Genomic DNA, 14,249 nt, shown 5'->3' on the forward strand with positions numbered 1-14,249 from the left:
TTATGTCTTTAATCAGTATGTCAGGTGCCTGGCTCTCCTTCAGTGATGCCCCTCTGCTGGATAACACCGAACTCCACATCGAGCCTAATGAACGTGTTTGTCTGGTCGGCCGTAACGGCGCGGGGAAATCCACGCTGATGAAAATCCTGAACCGCGAAGTGCCGCTGGATGATGGCCGCATCGTGTATGAACAGGATTTGATCGTGGCGCGCCTGCAACAGGACCCGCCGCGCAACATCGGCGGCACGGTGTTTGACTTTGTGGCCGAAGGTGTCGCCGAACAGGCGGAACACCTGAAGGCGTATCACGCCATTTCCCATCTGGTGGAAAGCGACCCGAGCGAGAAGAACCTGGCCAAAATGGCGCAGGTGATGGAGATCCTCGACCATCAGGGGCTGTGGCAGCTCGACAGCCGTATCCAGGAGGTGCTGGCACAGCTCTCGCTGAACGGCGACGCGGAGCTCTCCTCGCTCTCCGGCGGCTGGCTGCGTAAAGCGGCACTGGGCCGGGCACTGGTGAGTTCCCCGCAGGTGTTGCTGCTGGATGAGCCGACCAACCACCTGGATATCGAAACCATCAACTGGCTGGAAGGGTTCCTGAAAGAGTTCCAGGGCAGCATTATCTTTATCTCGCACGACCGTTCGTTCATCCGCAATATGGCAACGCGCATTGTGGATCTGGATCGCGGCAAGCTGGTCTCCTACCCAGGCAATTACGATCTCTACCTCACCACCAAAGAAGAGGCGTTGCGGGTTGAGGAGCTCCAAAACGCGGAGTTTGACCGCAAGCTGGCGCAGGAAGAGGTGTGGATCCGTCAGGGCATCAAAGCGCGCCGTACCCGTAATGAGGGGCGCGTGCGCGCCCTGAAAGCGCTGCGCCGTGAGCGTTCCGAACGCCGTGAGGTCATGGGCACTGCGAAAATGCAGGTCGAAGAGGCAAGCCGTTCCGGCAAAATCGTGTTTGAGCTGGAAAATGTCAGCTACCGCGTCGGCGACAAGCAACTGGTGTCCAATTTCACCGCCCAGGTGCAGCGTGGTGACAAAATTGCGCTGGTCGGCCCGAACGGCTGCGGTAAAACTACCCTGCTGAAGCTGATGCTCAACCAGCTGAAAGCCGACAGCGGCCGGGTACATTGCGGCACCAAGCTGGAAGTGGCCTACTTTGACCAGCACCGCGCCGAGCTGGACCCGGAGCGCACGGTGATGGACAACCTGGCCGAAGGCAAACAGGAAGTGATGGTCAACGGCCGTTCCCGCCATGTGCTGGGCTATTTGCAGGACTTCCTGTTCCACCCGAAACGCGCCATGACGCCGGTGAAAGCGTTGTCAGGCGGGGAGCGTAACCGCCTGCTGCTGGCGCGCCTGTTCCTGCGCCCCAGCAACCTGCTGATCCTCGATGAACCGACCAACGACCTCGACGTCGAAACGCTGGAGCTGCTGGAAGAGTTGATCGACGGCTACCAGGGCACCGTGATGCTGGTCAGCCACGACCGTGAGTTTGTGGATAACTGCGTGACCGAATGCTGGATCTTCGAAGGGCAGGGCGTGATCAACAGTTACGTCGGCGGTTACCATGATGCCCACCAGCAGCGTGCCGCCACCCGTTCCCTGCGCGCGGCCCCGGCTGTGCAGGAGAAAAGCCCCGCTGCCGCACCCAAAGCGGACAGCGCCAAACGTCCGACAAACAAGCTAAGCTATAATCTGCAACGTGAACTGGAGCAGTTGCCGCAACGCATTGATGCGCTGGAAAAAGAGATCACCGCATTGCAGGACACCATGAGCGATGCCGGTTTCTTCAGCCAGCCGCATGACGAAACACAACGTGTTATCGATGCACTGGCAAAAGCAGAAAGCGACCTGGAAGCCGCTTTCGAGCGCTGGGAAAGCCTCGAAGCACAGAAAAACGGATAAGAAACACGGCGGCCGGCTCCCGGCCGCCATCCCCTGCAAAGGAGCATTATGCCGCTGAGAGCGCCATGCCGTTGAGGAGTAAAGCCGTGCACGTGCATCGTTCTGATGATCCCCTGTTATGCCCGCAATGTGACCTGATGGTCGCGTTGCCTGCATTGTCTCCCGGCAACCGGGCAAACTGTCCGCGCTGCCATACCACCCTCCAGACTGCCTGGGCTGAACCACGCCGCCGCCCGATGGTGTTTGCGTTAAGCGCCCTGTTTATGCTGTTGCTCGCCAATCTTTTTCCGTTCGTCAGTATCCATGTCAAAGGGTTGAGCAGCGAGATTACGCTGTACCAGATCCCGCAGGTGATGATGTCAGAGGATTACGCCAGCATGGCCGGGATGTTCATCCTGTTTGTGCAGCTGGTGCCCGCGTTCTGCATGGTCACTATTATTCTGCTCTGCCTGCGGGTGCAGATGCCGCAGTCGCTGAAAGTCAGGCTGGCTCGCTGGCTGTTTATGCTGAAAGCCTGGAGCATGGTGGAAATTTTCCTGGCCGGTGTGCTGGTCAGCTTCGTCAAGCTGATGGCGTACGGCAATATCGGCATCAGCCTGAGCTTTTACGCGTATGTGTTGTTCTGCCTGTTGCAGGTGCGGGCGTTCCAGTGCCTGGACCGCCGCACCCTCTGGAATGACATCGCGCCCGCACCCGCACCGGGGCGCGTCTTGCGGGTGGGGCAGAGCGGGTTGCAGCAGCAATTGCGCGCCTGCCCCTGCTGCACCGCGGTGTTACCGGCCGGGCAGAAGCAGTGCCCGCGTTGCGGCACCAAAGGGCACCTGCGCAAAAAACACAGCCTGCAATGGACAATGGCGCTGCTGATCACCGCGGCGCTGCTCTACATCCCGGCTAATGTCCTGCCGATCATGAATACCGAGCTGCTGGGTAACCCGGCTCCCTCGACCATTATGGCGGGCGTGATATTGCTGTGGAGCGACGGCTCCTACCCGGTGGCGCTGGTGATTTTTATCGCCAGCATCATGGTGCCGACGCTGAAGATGATGGCGATCGCCTGGCTCTGCTGGGACGCGCGCCACCCTGACCGGCAGCGTGACAGCGAGCGGATGCACCTGATCTATGAAGTCGTGGAGTTCGTCGGCCGCTGGTCAATGATCGATGTGTTTGTGATTGCGGTGCTCTCCGCGCTGGTCAGAATCGGGCAGCTGATGAATGTGTATCCTCAGGTCGCTGCGGTGTTGTTTGCCATGGTGGTGATCCTGACGATGATTGCCGCCATGACCTTTGATCCCAGATTAAGCTGGGATGGTCTGAATAGAAAAAACCAAAAGGAGCTGCATCTTGACAGCAAATGAAGGCACCGCCCGGGTGGAGAAGATCAAGCGCTGGTCACCGGTATGGATTGTGCCGATTGTGACGGCACTGATTGGCGCCTGGATCCTGTTCTACCACTTCAGCCATCAGGGGCCGGAAGTGACCCTGATCACCACCACAGCCGAAGGCATTGAGGGCGGTAAAACCACCATTAAAAGCCGCAACGTTGACGTCGGCCGGGTGGAAAGTGTGACGCTGAGCGATGATCTTAACCACGTGATCCTTAAAGCCCGCCTGAACCCGGACATGAAAAAGCTGCTGAAAGGGGACTCCGCGTTCTGGGTAGTGAAACCACAGATTGGCAAAGAGGGCATCTCGGGCCTCGGCACCTTGCTTTCCGGGGCTTACATTGAATTGCAGCCGGGCCGCAAAGGCGAGGAACCGGCGCAGTACCAGTTGCTCGACTCCCCGCCGCTGGCCGCGCCGGATGCCAAAGGGATCCGCGTGGTGCTGGACAGCGAACGCTCCGGCCAGCTTAACCCCGGCGATCCGGTGCTGTTCCGCGGTTACCGGGTCGGCTCAGTGGAGACCAGCCGGTTTGATACCGAGACGCGCTCAATGCATTATCAGCTGTTTATCAATGCGCCGTATGACTCGCTGGTGACCAGCAACGTGCGTTTCTGGAAAGACAGCGGCGTCAACTTTGATATGTCCTCGCAGGGTATGCGGGTGGAGATGGGATCGCTGACCACGCTGTTCAGCGGCGGCGTCAGTTTTGATGTGCCGAACGGCTGGGAGCGCGGGGAACAGGCGCAGGAACATGCGGAATACACCCTGTTTGACGATCAGCGCAGCATCCAGGATTCGCTCTACACGGAACACCGCGACTTTGTGATGTTCTTCTCTGACTCGATCCGTGGCCTCTCGCCGGGCGCGCCGGTGGAGTTCCGCGGCATCCGGCTGGGCACCGTTTCGTCAGTCCCGTTCACCATTCCCGGTATTGAACAGCAAATGGACAGCGATTACCGCATCCCGGTGTTGATCCGCATTGAACCCGATCGCTTCACCAAACAACTGGGCAAAAACTTTGATATGGAAGCGGCCCTGAAAGATGCCCTGCAACGGGGTATGCGGGCGTCGCTGAAGTCAGGTAACTTGCTCACCGGCGCGCTGTATATCGATCTTGATTTCTATCCGAATGAGAAGGCGTGGAAAGGGCCGCGTAAACTGGGCGGCTATGAACTCCTGCCGACGACCAGCGGCGGCCTGGCGCAGATCCAGCAGAAAGTCATGATGACGCTGGACAAGATCAATGCGCTGCCGCTGAACCCGCTGATTGAAGAAGCCACGCAGACCCTGGCGCAGAGTAAACGTACGCTGGCAGAAACACAGCGCACGATGGCCTCGCTGAACAAAATTACCTCCAGCAAAGAGATGCAGAACCTGCCGGCGGACATGCAGAAAACGCTGCTGGAGCTGAACCGCAGCATGAAAGGCTTCCAGCCCGGTTCACCGGCGTACACCAAAATGGTCGCGGATATGCAGCGCCTCGATCAGGTGATGCGCGAACTGCAACCGGTACTGCGCACCATCAATGACAAGAGCAATGCATTGGTGTTTGAAGCGTCAGAGAGCCCCGATCCTCAGCCGAAGAAGGCCAAAAAATGATGAAATGGATACTTCCTGTCACGCTGGCTGCCCTGCTGGCCGCGTGCAGCAGTGATGACAGCGGCAAAACCTACTATCAATTGCCGGTACCCACGCAGCCGGCTGCGGCTGCGTCAGCCACACAGGCGCAGACCACGCAACGCCAGTTATGGATTGAGCAGGTGGGCGTCGCGGATTACCTGAACGGCAGTGGGGTGGTGTACCAGACTAACGATGTGCAGTACGTCATCGCCAAGGACAATCTGTGGGCCAGCCCACTGGAGCAGCAACTGCAACAGAACCTGGTCACACAGCTGAGCCGGGATCTGCCGGGCTGGCTGGTGTCAGCGCAGACCCTGGCCGGCGATCAGGACGTACTGAACGTGACGGTTACGGGTTTCCACGGGCGTTATGACGGCAAAGCGGTGGTCAGCGGGCAGTGGACGCTGACACAGAACGGCCAAACCGTTACCCAGCCGTTTAACCTGCAACTGGATCAGCCGGAAGATGGCTATGACACGCTGGTGCGCACCCTGGCGCAGGGCTGGCAACAGCAAGCTGACGTCATTGCCGCCTACGTAAAATAGTCATCTGAAAAAAGGGTAAAGCCCGGTGATGGGATCGCTGAATGCGGTCTGCTCACCGGGCTTTTTATTTATTCTTATAGTAATCAACGGGTTGTATCATCATCATTTACATCAGTGAGTTACCTGATTCTGCTTATATACCTCACAAATGTGACATTGGCGTGAATATTGCGCATTGATCTTCCCCTCTTAAAGGGCTATTGCTTAAACGTGGCGTGCGCAGACTGCGGCGACCACTGTTTTCTTTCCACCAGACCATGAATGAGGGAAATAAGGCATATGATGAAGAGACAAAAACGCGATCGCCTGGAACGGGCACATTCACGCGGGTATCACGCAGGTATTTCAGGTCGTCCCAGGGAATTATGTCCCTATCAATCGTTGGACGCCCGGTCTCACTGGTTGGGAGGTTGGCGACAAGCCATGGAGGACAGGGCCGTGACCGCTGCATAAGCGGCGCCCTGTAAGAAAAGGGAAGAACCTCCGCCAGGCGCGGAGGTTTTTATTGGGGGCAGATCCTCACTATTGTGTTCATTTAGTCATCATAACTCCCTTGAAGAGCTGGCCTCACTACTGGCTGCTGTCCTGAAAAAACCACTCTGCAACATTATGATAAAAATGCTCTGTTAAAATAAAGTCTGAAGAAGGCAGGCGTTTGGCTACAGAAATATTATTCACGCAAAATAAGACTAAGCAGCTAAATTATTAGTAGGCTTTTTATTGCATAGAAAGTTTAATGGATTATTGCAAGGTACATTATATAAAAATCTTATCTTTTTATAAGTCGGCGTTATTAAGTGAAAAAATCTCTTTTTAGATAGTATTGAGAAATAGCATTTTTTTATTATCTTTTAAAGGCATGAGTGAAAGGCAATGCTGACAGTATTAATATAGAGAGTGCGTAATAGATATAAAATAAGTTGAGAAAGATTTCAGGAAAATATGGTTTCTATCGTGGTGTTAAAACGGTGCATAAGTTTGTGAGGAAAGAATAAAATAAAAGGAATAAGATGGTTTTTTGCGTGGTATCAATTGATCACTGCAAATGGGTAACATTATAATTTTCGTGGTTATTGGGTTCTGATATATCCGCGTAATGGGTTAGTTAAATAAAATGGCTCACTATTGTTAAGGAATATCAGAATCTGGCGATGATAAGAATAGACTCTTTTTTATCTTCTCATCGGCCTGTCTCATTTATTCTCAATTATTGGTATGTCCTGTTTACCGGAGAAATTCATGCCTGAAGTTTATGCAAATGTTATCATTTCTATGCCGAGCGGACCTTTCACCGCCGTTAACACGTTCGAGGCTGTGTCTGGCGGCCGGGTCTATATAGGAAAGACAGATACTGACCCTGTGCGCCCAGAGAACCAGATTCAAGTCTACCTGGAACAAGCACAAGGCGAACTCATTCCGGTATTGCAACCATTAATGCTTAATGCAGGTGGTTATCTTACGTATGAGGGAGAACCAGCCAAATTTGTTACTGAAAAAAACTATAGTATGACAGTGATTGACTGCCACAATGTGCTTCAGTTTCATTACCCTAATATTTTTAAATATGAGCCTGATCAATTCAAACAACAATTAAGCTATCCGGATGGACTGAAATACATTGGTCGCTGTGCTGATATCGGGGCGTTACGAAACATAGAGCCAACTGAACAACATCAGTTGATTGACGTTGTGGAATATTTCACAGGGTGCAAGTTCGGCGGAGGCTATTTTATTTATGATAACGCAGATAAAAACAGTGCAGATAATGGTGGATCAATTATTGTTACCGCTGGGGGCTGTCGTTGGAAACGTCGTGAAACCCAACTGTTGCCCGTGCATTTTGGTGCTGTTCCTGATGGGAAAACAGATGTCACTGACAGTATGCGGCGTTATATTGCTGCTTCAGAAAAAAGGACAGTGGATTTTCGTAACGGGTTATGGCGCATTTCGGCCACACTGGATTTAACCAATGTGGCCGCCATCATTGCTGATGGTTCCTGTGCATTTAAAGTCAATCCCACTGGGTTTTCCGGGGAGTGGGCCATGACGATTGGCAACCCTGCTACCGGTGATTACGCCGGCAGGGTAGCCAAATTTGTCATCCAAGGGGTACTGACTATTGACTGTGATAGCCGGGCTGCACCATTAAACGGTTTGTATATGAAAGGGAACTGGTTTGCCGTAGATCACATTCGTATCACTAATTTTAATGGGTGTGGGCTTAACCAGACAGCGGTGTGGGACTCAACGTTCCAGCGATTGTCTATTGAGTTATGTGGCAATGCGGAAAAATATGCCTGTATCTTAAGTAACAATGGAGATACTCATAATACGACCCATATAGTCGCATTACAGGTAGAACAAGCGTATGACAAAGCGTTAAGCATCACGGCCATCCGTAACGTGATTGATAATATTCACTGTGAACGCACCTATATTACAACGTTGAATGATGGGAATACAAACCTCCCATCTGGACTAAAGTATACGACGTGTGATTTTAATATTGGCAACTCGGTAATAAACCAGACAATCATTAATGCGTACCCTGAGAACTATGCACCTGATGGAAGCCCCTGTGTTTCAGATTGCCCTTCAATTGCACTATCTCTGGATTATTCAGAGGCGAGAAATATTAGTGCCGCAGGCGCAGTGCTATGTTGCTTATTCGGTCACCAGGTAATATATAGTACAGTGGTTGCACGTGATTTTTATATCGTTGATCCATCGCAAAAAATAACAATAGATACTCCACGTATCGTTGGAACTCTCGTTGTAGGATCTGAAGTGGTCATTAACAATGGTATTATTGGTACTTTTACACCAAGACATAATGCCAGGAACGTTATTGTAAGTGGTGGGGAGATAAATAAAATTGAATTTACATCCCCGATTAGAGGGCAAATAACGTTTAATAATGTGACCGTAATGGAAGAAATAGGAGATTTAAAAAGTCCCCCTGGAGGGAATATTAACGGTATTATTGGTGCAGAGTTTCCGCCAACAACATTTAACAACTGTCAATTAGAAAGAGTGGTGGGTGCCTGGAACTCAAGAGCCATTTTTAATGGTGGTAAAATTAAAAATGTTACTCTTAATTCACAAAGTGCTTTTGAATTTTATAATGTATCAATAGGTACTTTTAGCTACTCAGGGAATACCGCATTTATCACCCGTGGAGTCAAGGCTGACAACGTCCTGCGTTGGTCAGAACCAAGACATTTTCTGTATCCAGCTGGCACCATCACCGAACGGATAGGTCCAGCAACGAACTGCGGTGTAATTTATGTATGCAGGAGTAATACAGAGGTCTCCTGGACACCCATTGTCTCTGTATAAAAGATATTCAAATAATTTTTGAGAACTAATACCTAAGTTGGCGTTGGCTAATCTACCTTTTTTAAAACCCGATGCGGTGTGGTTTCATCAACCACAGTTGAGCTGGCCGGATTCTATGTCCTAAAAAAGATAGTCAATTTGATTGTTTGAGCTTGGCGGCCTTATATCATGAAAAAGCGCCATCTGGAAACAGATGGCGCTTTAGATAAACCCGTTAATGCCAACTAATCAGAAGACGCTGGTGTCTTTAAACAGGCCCACTTTCAGGTCGCTGGCGGTATAGATGACTTTACCGTCGACCAGCACTTCGCCGTCTGCCACGCCCATGATCAGCTTGCGGTTGATCACACGCTTGAAGTTAATGCGGTAGGTGACTTTCTTCGCGGTCGGCAGCACCTGACCGGTGAACTTCACTTCGCCCACGCCCAGCGCACGGCCTTTGCCTTCACCGCCCAGCCAGCCGAGATAGAAACCGACCAGCTGCCACATGGCGTCCAGACCCAGGCAGCCCGGCATGACCGGGTCACCAATAAAGTGACAACCAAAGAACCACAGGTCAGGGTTGATATCCAGCTCCGCTTCCACGTAGCCTTTGTTATGGCTGCCGCCGTCTTCGCTCATTTTAACGATGCGGTCCATCATCAGCATATTGCCTGACGGCAGCGGTGGGCCGCCTGCGCCAAACAGCTCACTGCGGCCGGAGGCTTCCAGATCTTCTTTCGTGTAAGAGTCGCGTTTTTCTACCATGTCGATGTAGCCTTATTTTAATGAAGGTCGCAGATTAGCTTACATGTGTAAGCTGAACAAGTCCGATCAGCCGCGGCTGAACCAGTTTAACCAGCGTAAGAACCAGGGCAGGTGCCGGCGTTCATGCGCGGTGACTTGTGCTATGCGATCCTGAATGGCGCCCAGTAAGCTGGGTTGCTGCTCGTCAGCATACGTTACGCCCGTGATTATCGTTAATGCCTCTGCCGCAGAGGAGACCGCCCACAGATGGAACTGCCCCTCACGCACGGCATCCACCACCTGCGGTTGCAGGCAGAGATGGCGCAGGTTAGACAGCGGCAGAATAACGCCCTGCTTGCCGGTCAGACCGCGCCGTTGGCAGACTTCAAAGAAGCCTTCAATTTTTTCGTTCACGCCGCCAATCGGCTGGACGTTACCGAACTGGTCTACGGAGCCGGTCACCGCAATCTGCTGGTTAATCGGCTGTTGCGCCAGGGCGCTGATCAGCACACACAGCTCAGCCAGTGAGGCGCTGTCGCCATCCACTTCACCATAAGATTGCTCAAAAACCAGTGATGCAGAGAAGGGCAGCGGCTGATCCTGATCCAATTCAGAGATCAGGTAGGCCTGCATAATCATCATGCCTTTGGCATGCAGATTACCGCCCAGTTCCGCTTTGCGCTCGACGTCATTAAATTCACCGTCACCGGCGTGCACCACACAACTGATGCGTGACGGCTCGCCAAAGGCGCGTGGGTGGCCGGGGTATTCCAGCACGGATAAGCCGTTGATCTGCCCAATGACTTCGCCTTCGGTTTCAATCAGGATCTGGCCCAGCTCAATCTCATCCTGCATCCGTTCTGCCAGATAGCTTTCACGCCAGGCTTTGGCCTGTAACGCGGCATCAAGGGCTTTTTCATCCAGCAGCGTCTCTTCATTATAGAGGGCGGCTTCAGAAAGCAGGGCGCTGATCCACTCCGGGCAGAGCGGCAGGCTGCCCTGGTCGCCACTGAAACGCACTGCCTGCGTTAACAGCGTCGGCCAGGCGTTTTCAGCCGGGCGCGGCAGGTTCTGGCTGTCGGCCAGGGTGTTGATATAGGCGCACCAGGTGGCCATATCCTCAGGGTCGGTCAGCGGCAATTCGCCTTCAAACTCACCGTATAACCCGTGCTCCGCCAGCTCAGGCTCCATCTCATTGAGATCGGCCAGGCCGGGGCGGTCACCCACAATAATCAGTTTGAGATCCAGCGGCATCGCCGGGATATTCACCGGCAGCGGGCGCGTTTCATCCGGAGAAACCCAGCGGAACAGACCCTCACTGATGATCTGTTTCAGGCGCAGCCACATCAGCGGCTGTGCCAGCAGGGTACGGGCGCTGAGGATTAATATCCCGCCGTTAACCTGATGTACGGCACCGGGGTGCAGCACGATTTCGCCATTAAACAGGCCGGCGCGGCCGAATAATTGCTCCGGCTCAATCCATTCCCGGTAGAGACAGCGCGTGTCCGCCACAAAAGGGCCGCGCCGGGGCAGGGACGCGGCAAGCGTCGCCTGGGTTCCGGTAATCTGATAATGGCTGCCGATCGGTTGGTCGTCATCCGGCAGCAGGCTGTCGACCGCTTCAGCGATCACCGCAAGATAGGCACGACTCTCCTGGGCTTTAACCGTCATGATGCGCGGGCGCGACTGCGGATGACAGAACAGCGTCAGGCCATTTTCCAGGCGGGGCTGGGTCACTGCGAAGGTTATCGGGGCCAAGTCAGGCGCCGTAGCGAATAATGTCTGGTAAGGCGCGGCGTCAGGAACGAGTGACTGCCATTCAAGTCGGTTATTGGTCAAAGTGTTAGGGTCAATCAGCAAAAAGGGAAAGGGCGATTATACAAGAATAACGAAGGCTGCATATAAGCAGAGTTATTCTTCGGCGAATGCGGTTTGACAATAATGCCGGGCTGTGTAAAAAACAGACAAGCGAGACGGTGAAAATTCATAAAAACTCCCGGCAAAACTGTTATGCTTAAGAAAGTTACACGGTCACATTAAGGCTCGCGATGAAATATCAGCAACTGGAAAATCTGGAAAGCGGATGGAAATGGAAATACCTGGTAAAAAAGCACCGGGAAGGGGAACGCATTACCCGCTATCTTGAAAACAGCGCTGCGCAAGAAGCCGTACACGAATTACTGAAAATGGAAAGCAATCCGGTCAATGTGCTGCAATGGATCACCCGGCATATGAACCCGGCCCTCGACAACCGGATGAAACAGACTATCCGGGCGCGGCGTAAACGGCATTTTAATGCTGAGCATCAGCACACCCGCAAAAAATCTATCGACCTTGAGTTTCTTGTCTGGCAGCGGTTGGCAGGCCTGGCGCGCCGGCGCGGCGTCACGCTGTCCGAAACCGTGGTGCAGCTGATTGAAGATGCAGAGCGCAAAGAAAAATACGCCAGCCAGATGTCCTCCCTGAGGCAGGATTTGCAAGAAATCCTGGCGAAAAAAGAGTAATGCCCGCTGGGCTCCTCCCTTTCCTTCTTCTCTTTCCCGGTTTATACCTCCCATAAAAAAACCCCGCCGGAGCGGGGTTTTAAAATCACGTACGTTTAACTTAAGCCTGCGGCTGAGTTACAACGTCTTTGATGCCTTTAACTTCAATCTCTACGCGGCGATCTGGTGCCAGGCAGTTGATCAGGGCAGCACGGCCTTTCACGCTGTCACAGGTAGAACCGGTAACCGGCTGGGTTTCACCCATGCCACGTGCGGAGATTTTGTCAGCCGGGATACCTTTGGATACCAGGTAGTCCACAACGCTCTGAGCGCGCTGCTCAGACAGTTTTTGGTTGTACTGGTCAGAACCGATACGGTCACTGAAGCCCAGAACAACAACGGAACCGTCTTTCGGATCCATGGAGCTCAGCTGGGTGTACAGCTGATCCAGAGCCTGCTGGCCTTCGCCTTTCAGGGTGGATTTGTTGAAGTTGAACAGAACGTCAGACTTCAGGGTGAAACGCTTGGTTTCAACAACCGGAGCCGGTGCCGGAGTCGGAGCTGGTGCCGGAGCAGCCATCTCGTCCTGGCCGAAGCGGTAAGAAACACCCAGGCTCAGCATGGCGTTGTCAGGACGTGCGCCAACGGTCGCTGCGTCACCGATGTTGTTAACCCACTGGTAGTCCAGGCGGGTAGCCCAGTTTTTGGTCAGTGCGTATTCAACACCAACAGCTGCCAGCGGGGAAACGCCGGTGTCGTGGTCGCTGATGCGGTTGCCGTTCACAGAAGCGGTGGAATCAGCACGCCAAACCATACCACCCAGACGGGTGTACAGGTCCAGGTCATCATAGATTGGGTAGCTCAGTTTAGCTGCCAGCTGGATGCCCTGTGCTTTGAAAGCACCGTTGTTGACGCTGCCTTTGTAAGGCATACGGCCAAGCCAGTCATATCCCATTTCAAAGCCCAGGTATTGGTTCGCTTGGTAGCCCGCGAACGCACCTGCACCCACTTGGCTGTCATGGGTCGGGCCATTGCCAACACCGTTGTAGCCATTACCATAGAAACCTGTGTCATGGAACTGGGACCAGCCCACTTTAGCACCGGTGTACCAGGTGTTATCTTTCGGGGCGGCTTGCGCTACGGTAGCGAAACCTGCCAGTGCCACTGCTAATGCGATAGCTGTCTTTTTCATTTTGCGCCTCGTTATCATCCAAATAGGCAATGAGCTTTAAGCTGTTATAAGCCCTTGGTTAAAATCCTTCGCCAAGGTTATTGCTTCCGTTAGTTACTTTGCCAATTAATTTGGCCTTATAGAGCAACCTTGGCGATGTAAAGTCTACAACGTGGTGTGAAACTTACAAGTATGAAGTTTTCCTGAACCCGCAAAAAGGCGCAAAACGTACATAATTTTTAACATGTTCGGGCAATTGGTGACGAAATTACGTGAAAAAAACCCTTAACAAGCATTAAACAAGCCGCCAAAACCGCCATTGAAAGCGCTTTTGGCCGAAAAAAAGGCTTTTTTCATGAGAATATTCCTAATTTCTTTCAATGATAGCGGGGAGAGTGAATTTTAAGTGAAGGCAGATGTCCCCGGCCTGCGCGTCCCTCATATTGAGGCCGCATAATGAAACCGTAAGCATGGCCCGATTGCGCGGCCCGTTGCAGCCTTTCCCGCTCTTTCTCAGTCAGTTCCGGTAACCACCCTAATACCACGCTGTAATTCCCGCTTTGCAACGCTTTTTCCATGGCATCGACCGTGGAGGTCGGCTGGATGGCGCGTAACTGTACCACCTTGTCTACCGGCAGGCCGGAATGGCGCAGCCAGTTACGGCTCAGTTTTTGTTGCGGTGCCAGCCAGAGCAGCCAGCGTGACTGAGTACCCAGATGATGGAGAAGGGGAAGAAGAATCTGGGCCAGAGCAGGTTGATCATCACTGTAAACGAACTCACTGACCAGGCCGCCGGGCTGAGCCGCAGGCGCCTGAAAAGAGGAGGATGGCATGGTTATCTGAGCGTGTTCGCCGGTCTGATAGTTATGAGAAGATGGACGCATAATTTCCCTGCTCCGATGTCACTGTATGTATATACAGTATCCCCACTTTCCACAAAGATCAATGCGATTCTTTCAATACGTCTCGCAGATTTGATACGTAAATCCTTGTAACGGCATTTTGTCATTGGCAGCGCCGGTAACTTTCCGTATTTTGTAATTCCTTGTTCTTAATGAAATTATTTAGGTAG

At 52.8% G+C, this 14,249-nt stretch carries 11 protein-coding genes; 7 read left to right on the forward strand and 4 right to left on the reverse strand.

Annotation, left to right across the window (positions count from 1 at the left end; genetic code table 11):
- Positions 1 to 2 precede the first annotated feature (2 nt).
- The 6 genes from JK232_RS12930 (at position 3) to JK232_RS12955 (ending at position 8,797) form a co-directional block, all read left to right on the forward strand.
- Positions 3 to 1,910, forward strand: coding sequence for an ABC transporter ATP-binding protein (locus tag JK232_RS12930; protein WP_212589293.1), 1,908 nt, complete (start codon positions 3 to 5; stop codon positions 1,908 to 1,910).
- A gap of 65 nt (positions 1,911 to 1,975) precedes the next feature.
- Positions 1,976 to 3,265, forward strand: coding sequence for a membrane integrity-associated transporter subunit PqiA (pqiA, locus tag JK232_RS12935; protein ID WP_212589294.1), 1,290 nt, complete (start codon positions 1,976 to 1,978; stop codon positions 3,263 to 3,265).
- A complete protein-coding gene (pqiB, locus tag JK232_RS12940) occupies positions 3,252 to 4,892 on the forward strand; it encodes an intermembrane transport protein PqiB (RefSeq protein WP_101833841.1) in 1,641 nt (546 codons plus the stop codon). The genes pqiA and pqiB overlap by 14 nt, the downstream gene beginning before the upstream one ends.
- Positions 4,889 to 5,458, forward strand: coding sequence for a membrane integrity-associated transporter subunit PqiC (gene pqiC / locus JK232_RS12945; protein WP_072925690.1), 570 nt, complete (start codon positions 4,889 to 4,891; stop codon positions 5,456 to 5,458). The genes pqiB and pqiC overlap by 4 nt, the downstream gene beginning before the upstream one ends.
- A 282-nt stretch (positions 5,459 to 5,740) precedes the next feature.
- Positions 5,741 to 5,911 (forward strand): ribosome modulation factor, encoded by a 171-nt coding sequence (gene rmf, locus JK232_RS12950; RefSeq protein WP_072926843.1) that lies wholly within the window; start codon positions 5,741 to 5,743, stop codon positions 5,909 to 5,911.
- Positions 5,912 to 6,697: 786 nt separating this feature from the next.
- Positions 6,698 to 8,797, forward strand: coding sequence for a phage tailspike protein (locus tag JK232_RS12955; RefSeq protein ID WP_212589295.1), 2,100 nt, complete (start codon positions 6,698 to 6,700; stop codon positions 8,795 to 8,797).
- A gap of 228 nt (positions 8,798 to 9,025) precedes the next feature.
- Here JK232_RS12955 and fabA read toward each other — a convergent pair whose 3' ends face one another.
- The gene (fabA, locus tag JK232_RS12960; RefSeq protein ID WP_072925683.1) at positions 9,026 to 9,544 is read right to left on the reverse strand and encodes a bifunctional 3-hydroxydecanoyl-ACP dehydratase/trans-2-decenoyl-ACP isomerase; all 519 of its coding nucleotides are present in this window, start codon (positions 9,542 to 9,544) and stop codon (positions 9,026 to 9,028) included.
- Positions 9,545 to 9,610: 66 nt separating this feature from the next.
- Positions 9,611 to 11,362 (reverse strand): AAA family ATPase, encoded by a 1,752-nt coding sequence (locus JK232_RS12965; protein WP_212589296.1) that lies wholly within the window; start codon positions 11,360 to 11,362, stop codon positions 9,611 to 9,613.
- 209 nt (positions 11,363 to 11,571) lie between these two features.
- Here JK232_RS12965 and matP point away from each other — a divergent pair, with 209 nt between their 5' ends.
- A complete protein-coding gene (matP, locus tag JK232_RS12970; RefSeq protein ID WP_072925680.1) occupies positions 11,572 to 12,027 on the forward strand; it encodes a macrodomain Ter protein MatP in 456 nt (151 codons plus the stop codon).
- A gap of 100 nt (positions 12,028 to 12,127) precedes the next feature.
- Here the strand turns inward: matP and ompA are convergent, their stop codons facing one another.
- Together ompA and sulA are read right to left on the reverse strand one after the other, a co-directional pair.
- Complete coding sequence (gene ompA / locus JK232_RS12975; RefSeq protein ID WP_072925676.1) at positions 12,128 to 13,198, reverse strand: porin OmpA; 1,071 nt, start codon at positions 13,196 to 13,198, stop codon at positions 12,128 to 12,130.
- Between the two features lie 356 nt (positions 13,199 to 13,554).
- Positions 13,555 to 14,061, reverse strand: a complete 507-nt coding sequence (gene sulA / locus JK232_RS12980; protein ID WP_072925673.1) for an SOS-induced cell division inhibitor SulA — start codon at positions 14,059 to 14,061, stop codon at positions 13,555 to 13,557.
- Between the last annotated feature and the right edge of the window lie 188 nt (positions 14,062 to 14,249).

Origin of the sequence: Nissabacter archeti, from assembly GCF_018257325.1 — a bacterium.
Lineage (GTDB): Bacteria > Pseudomonadota > Gammaproteobacteria > Enterobacterales > Enterobacteriaceae > Chimaeribacter > Chimaeribacter arupi.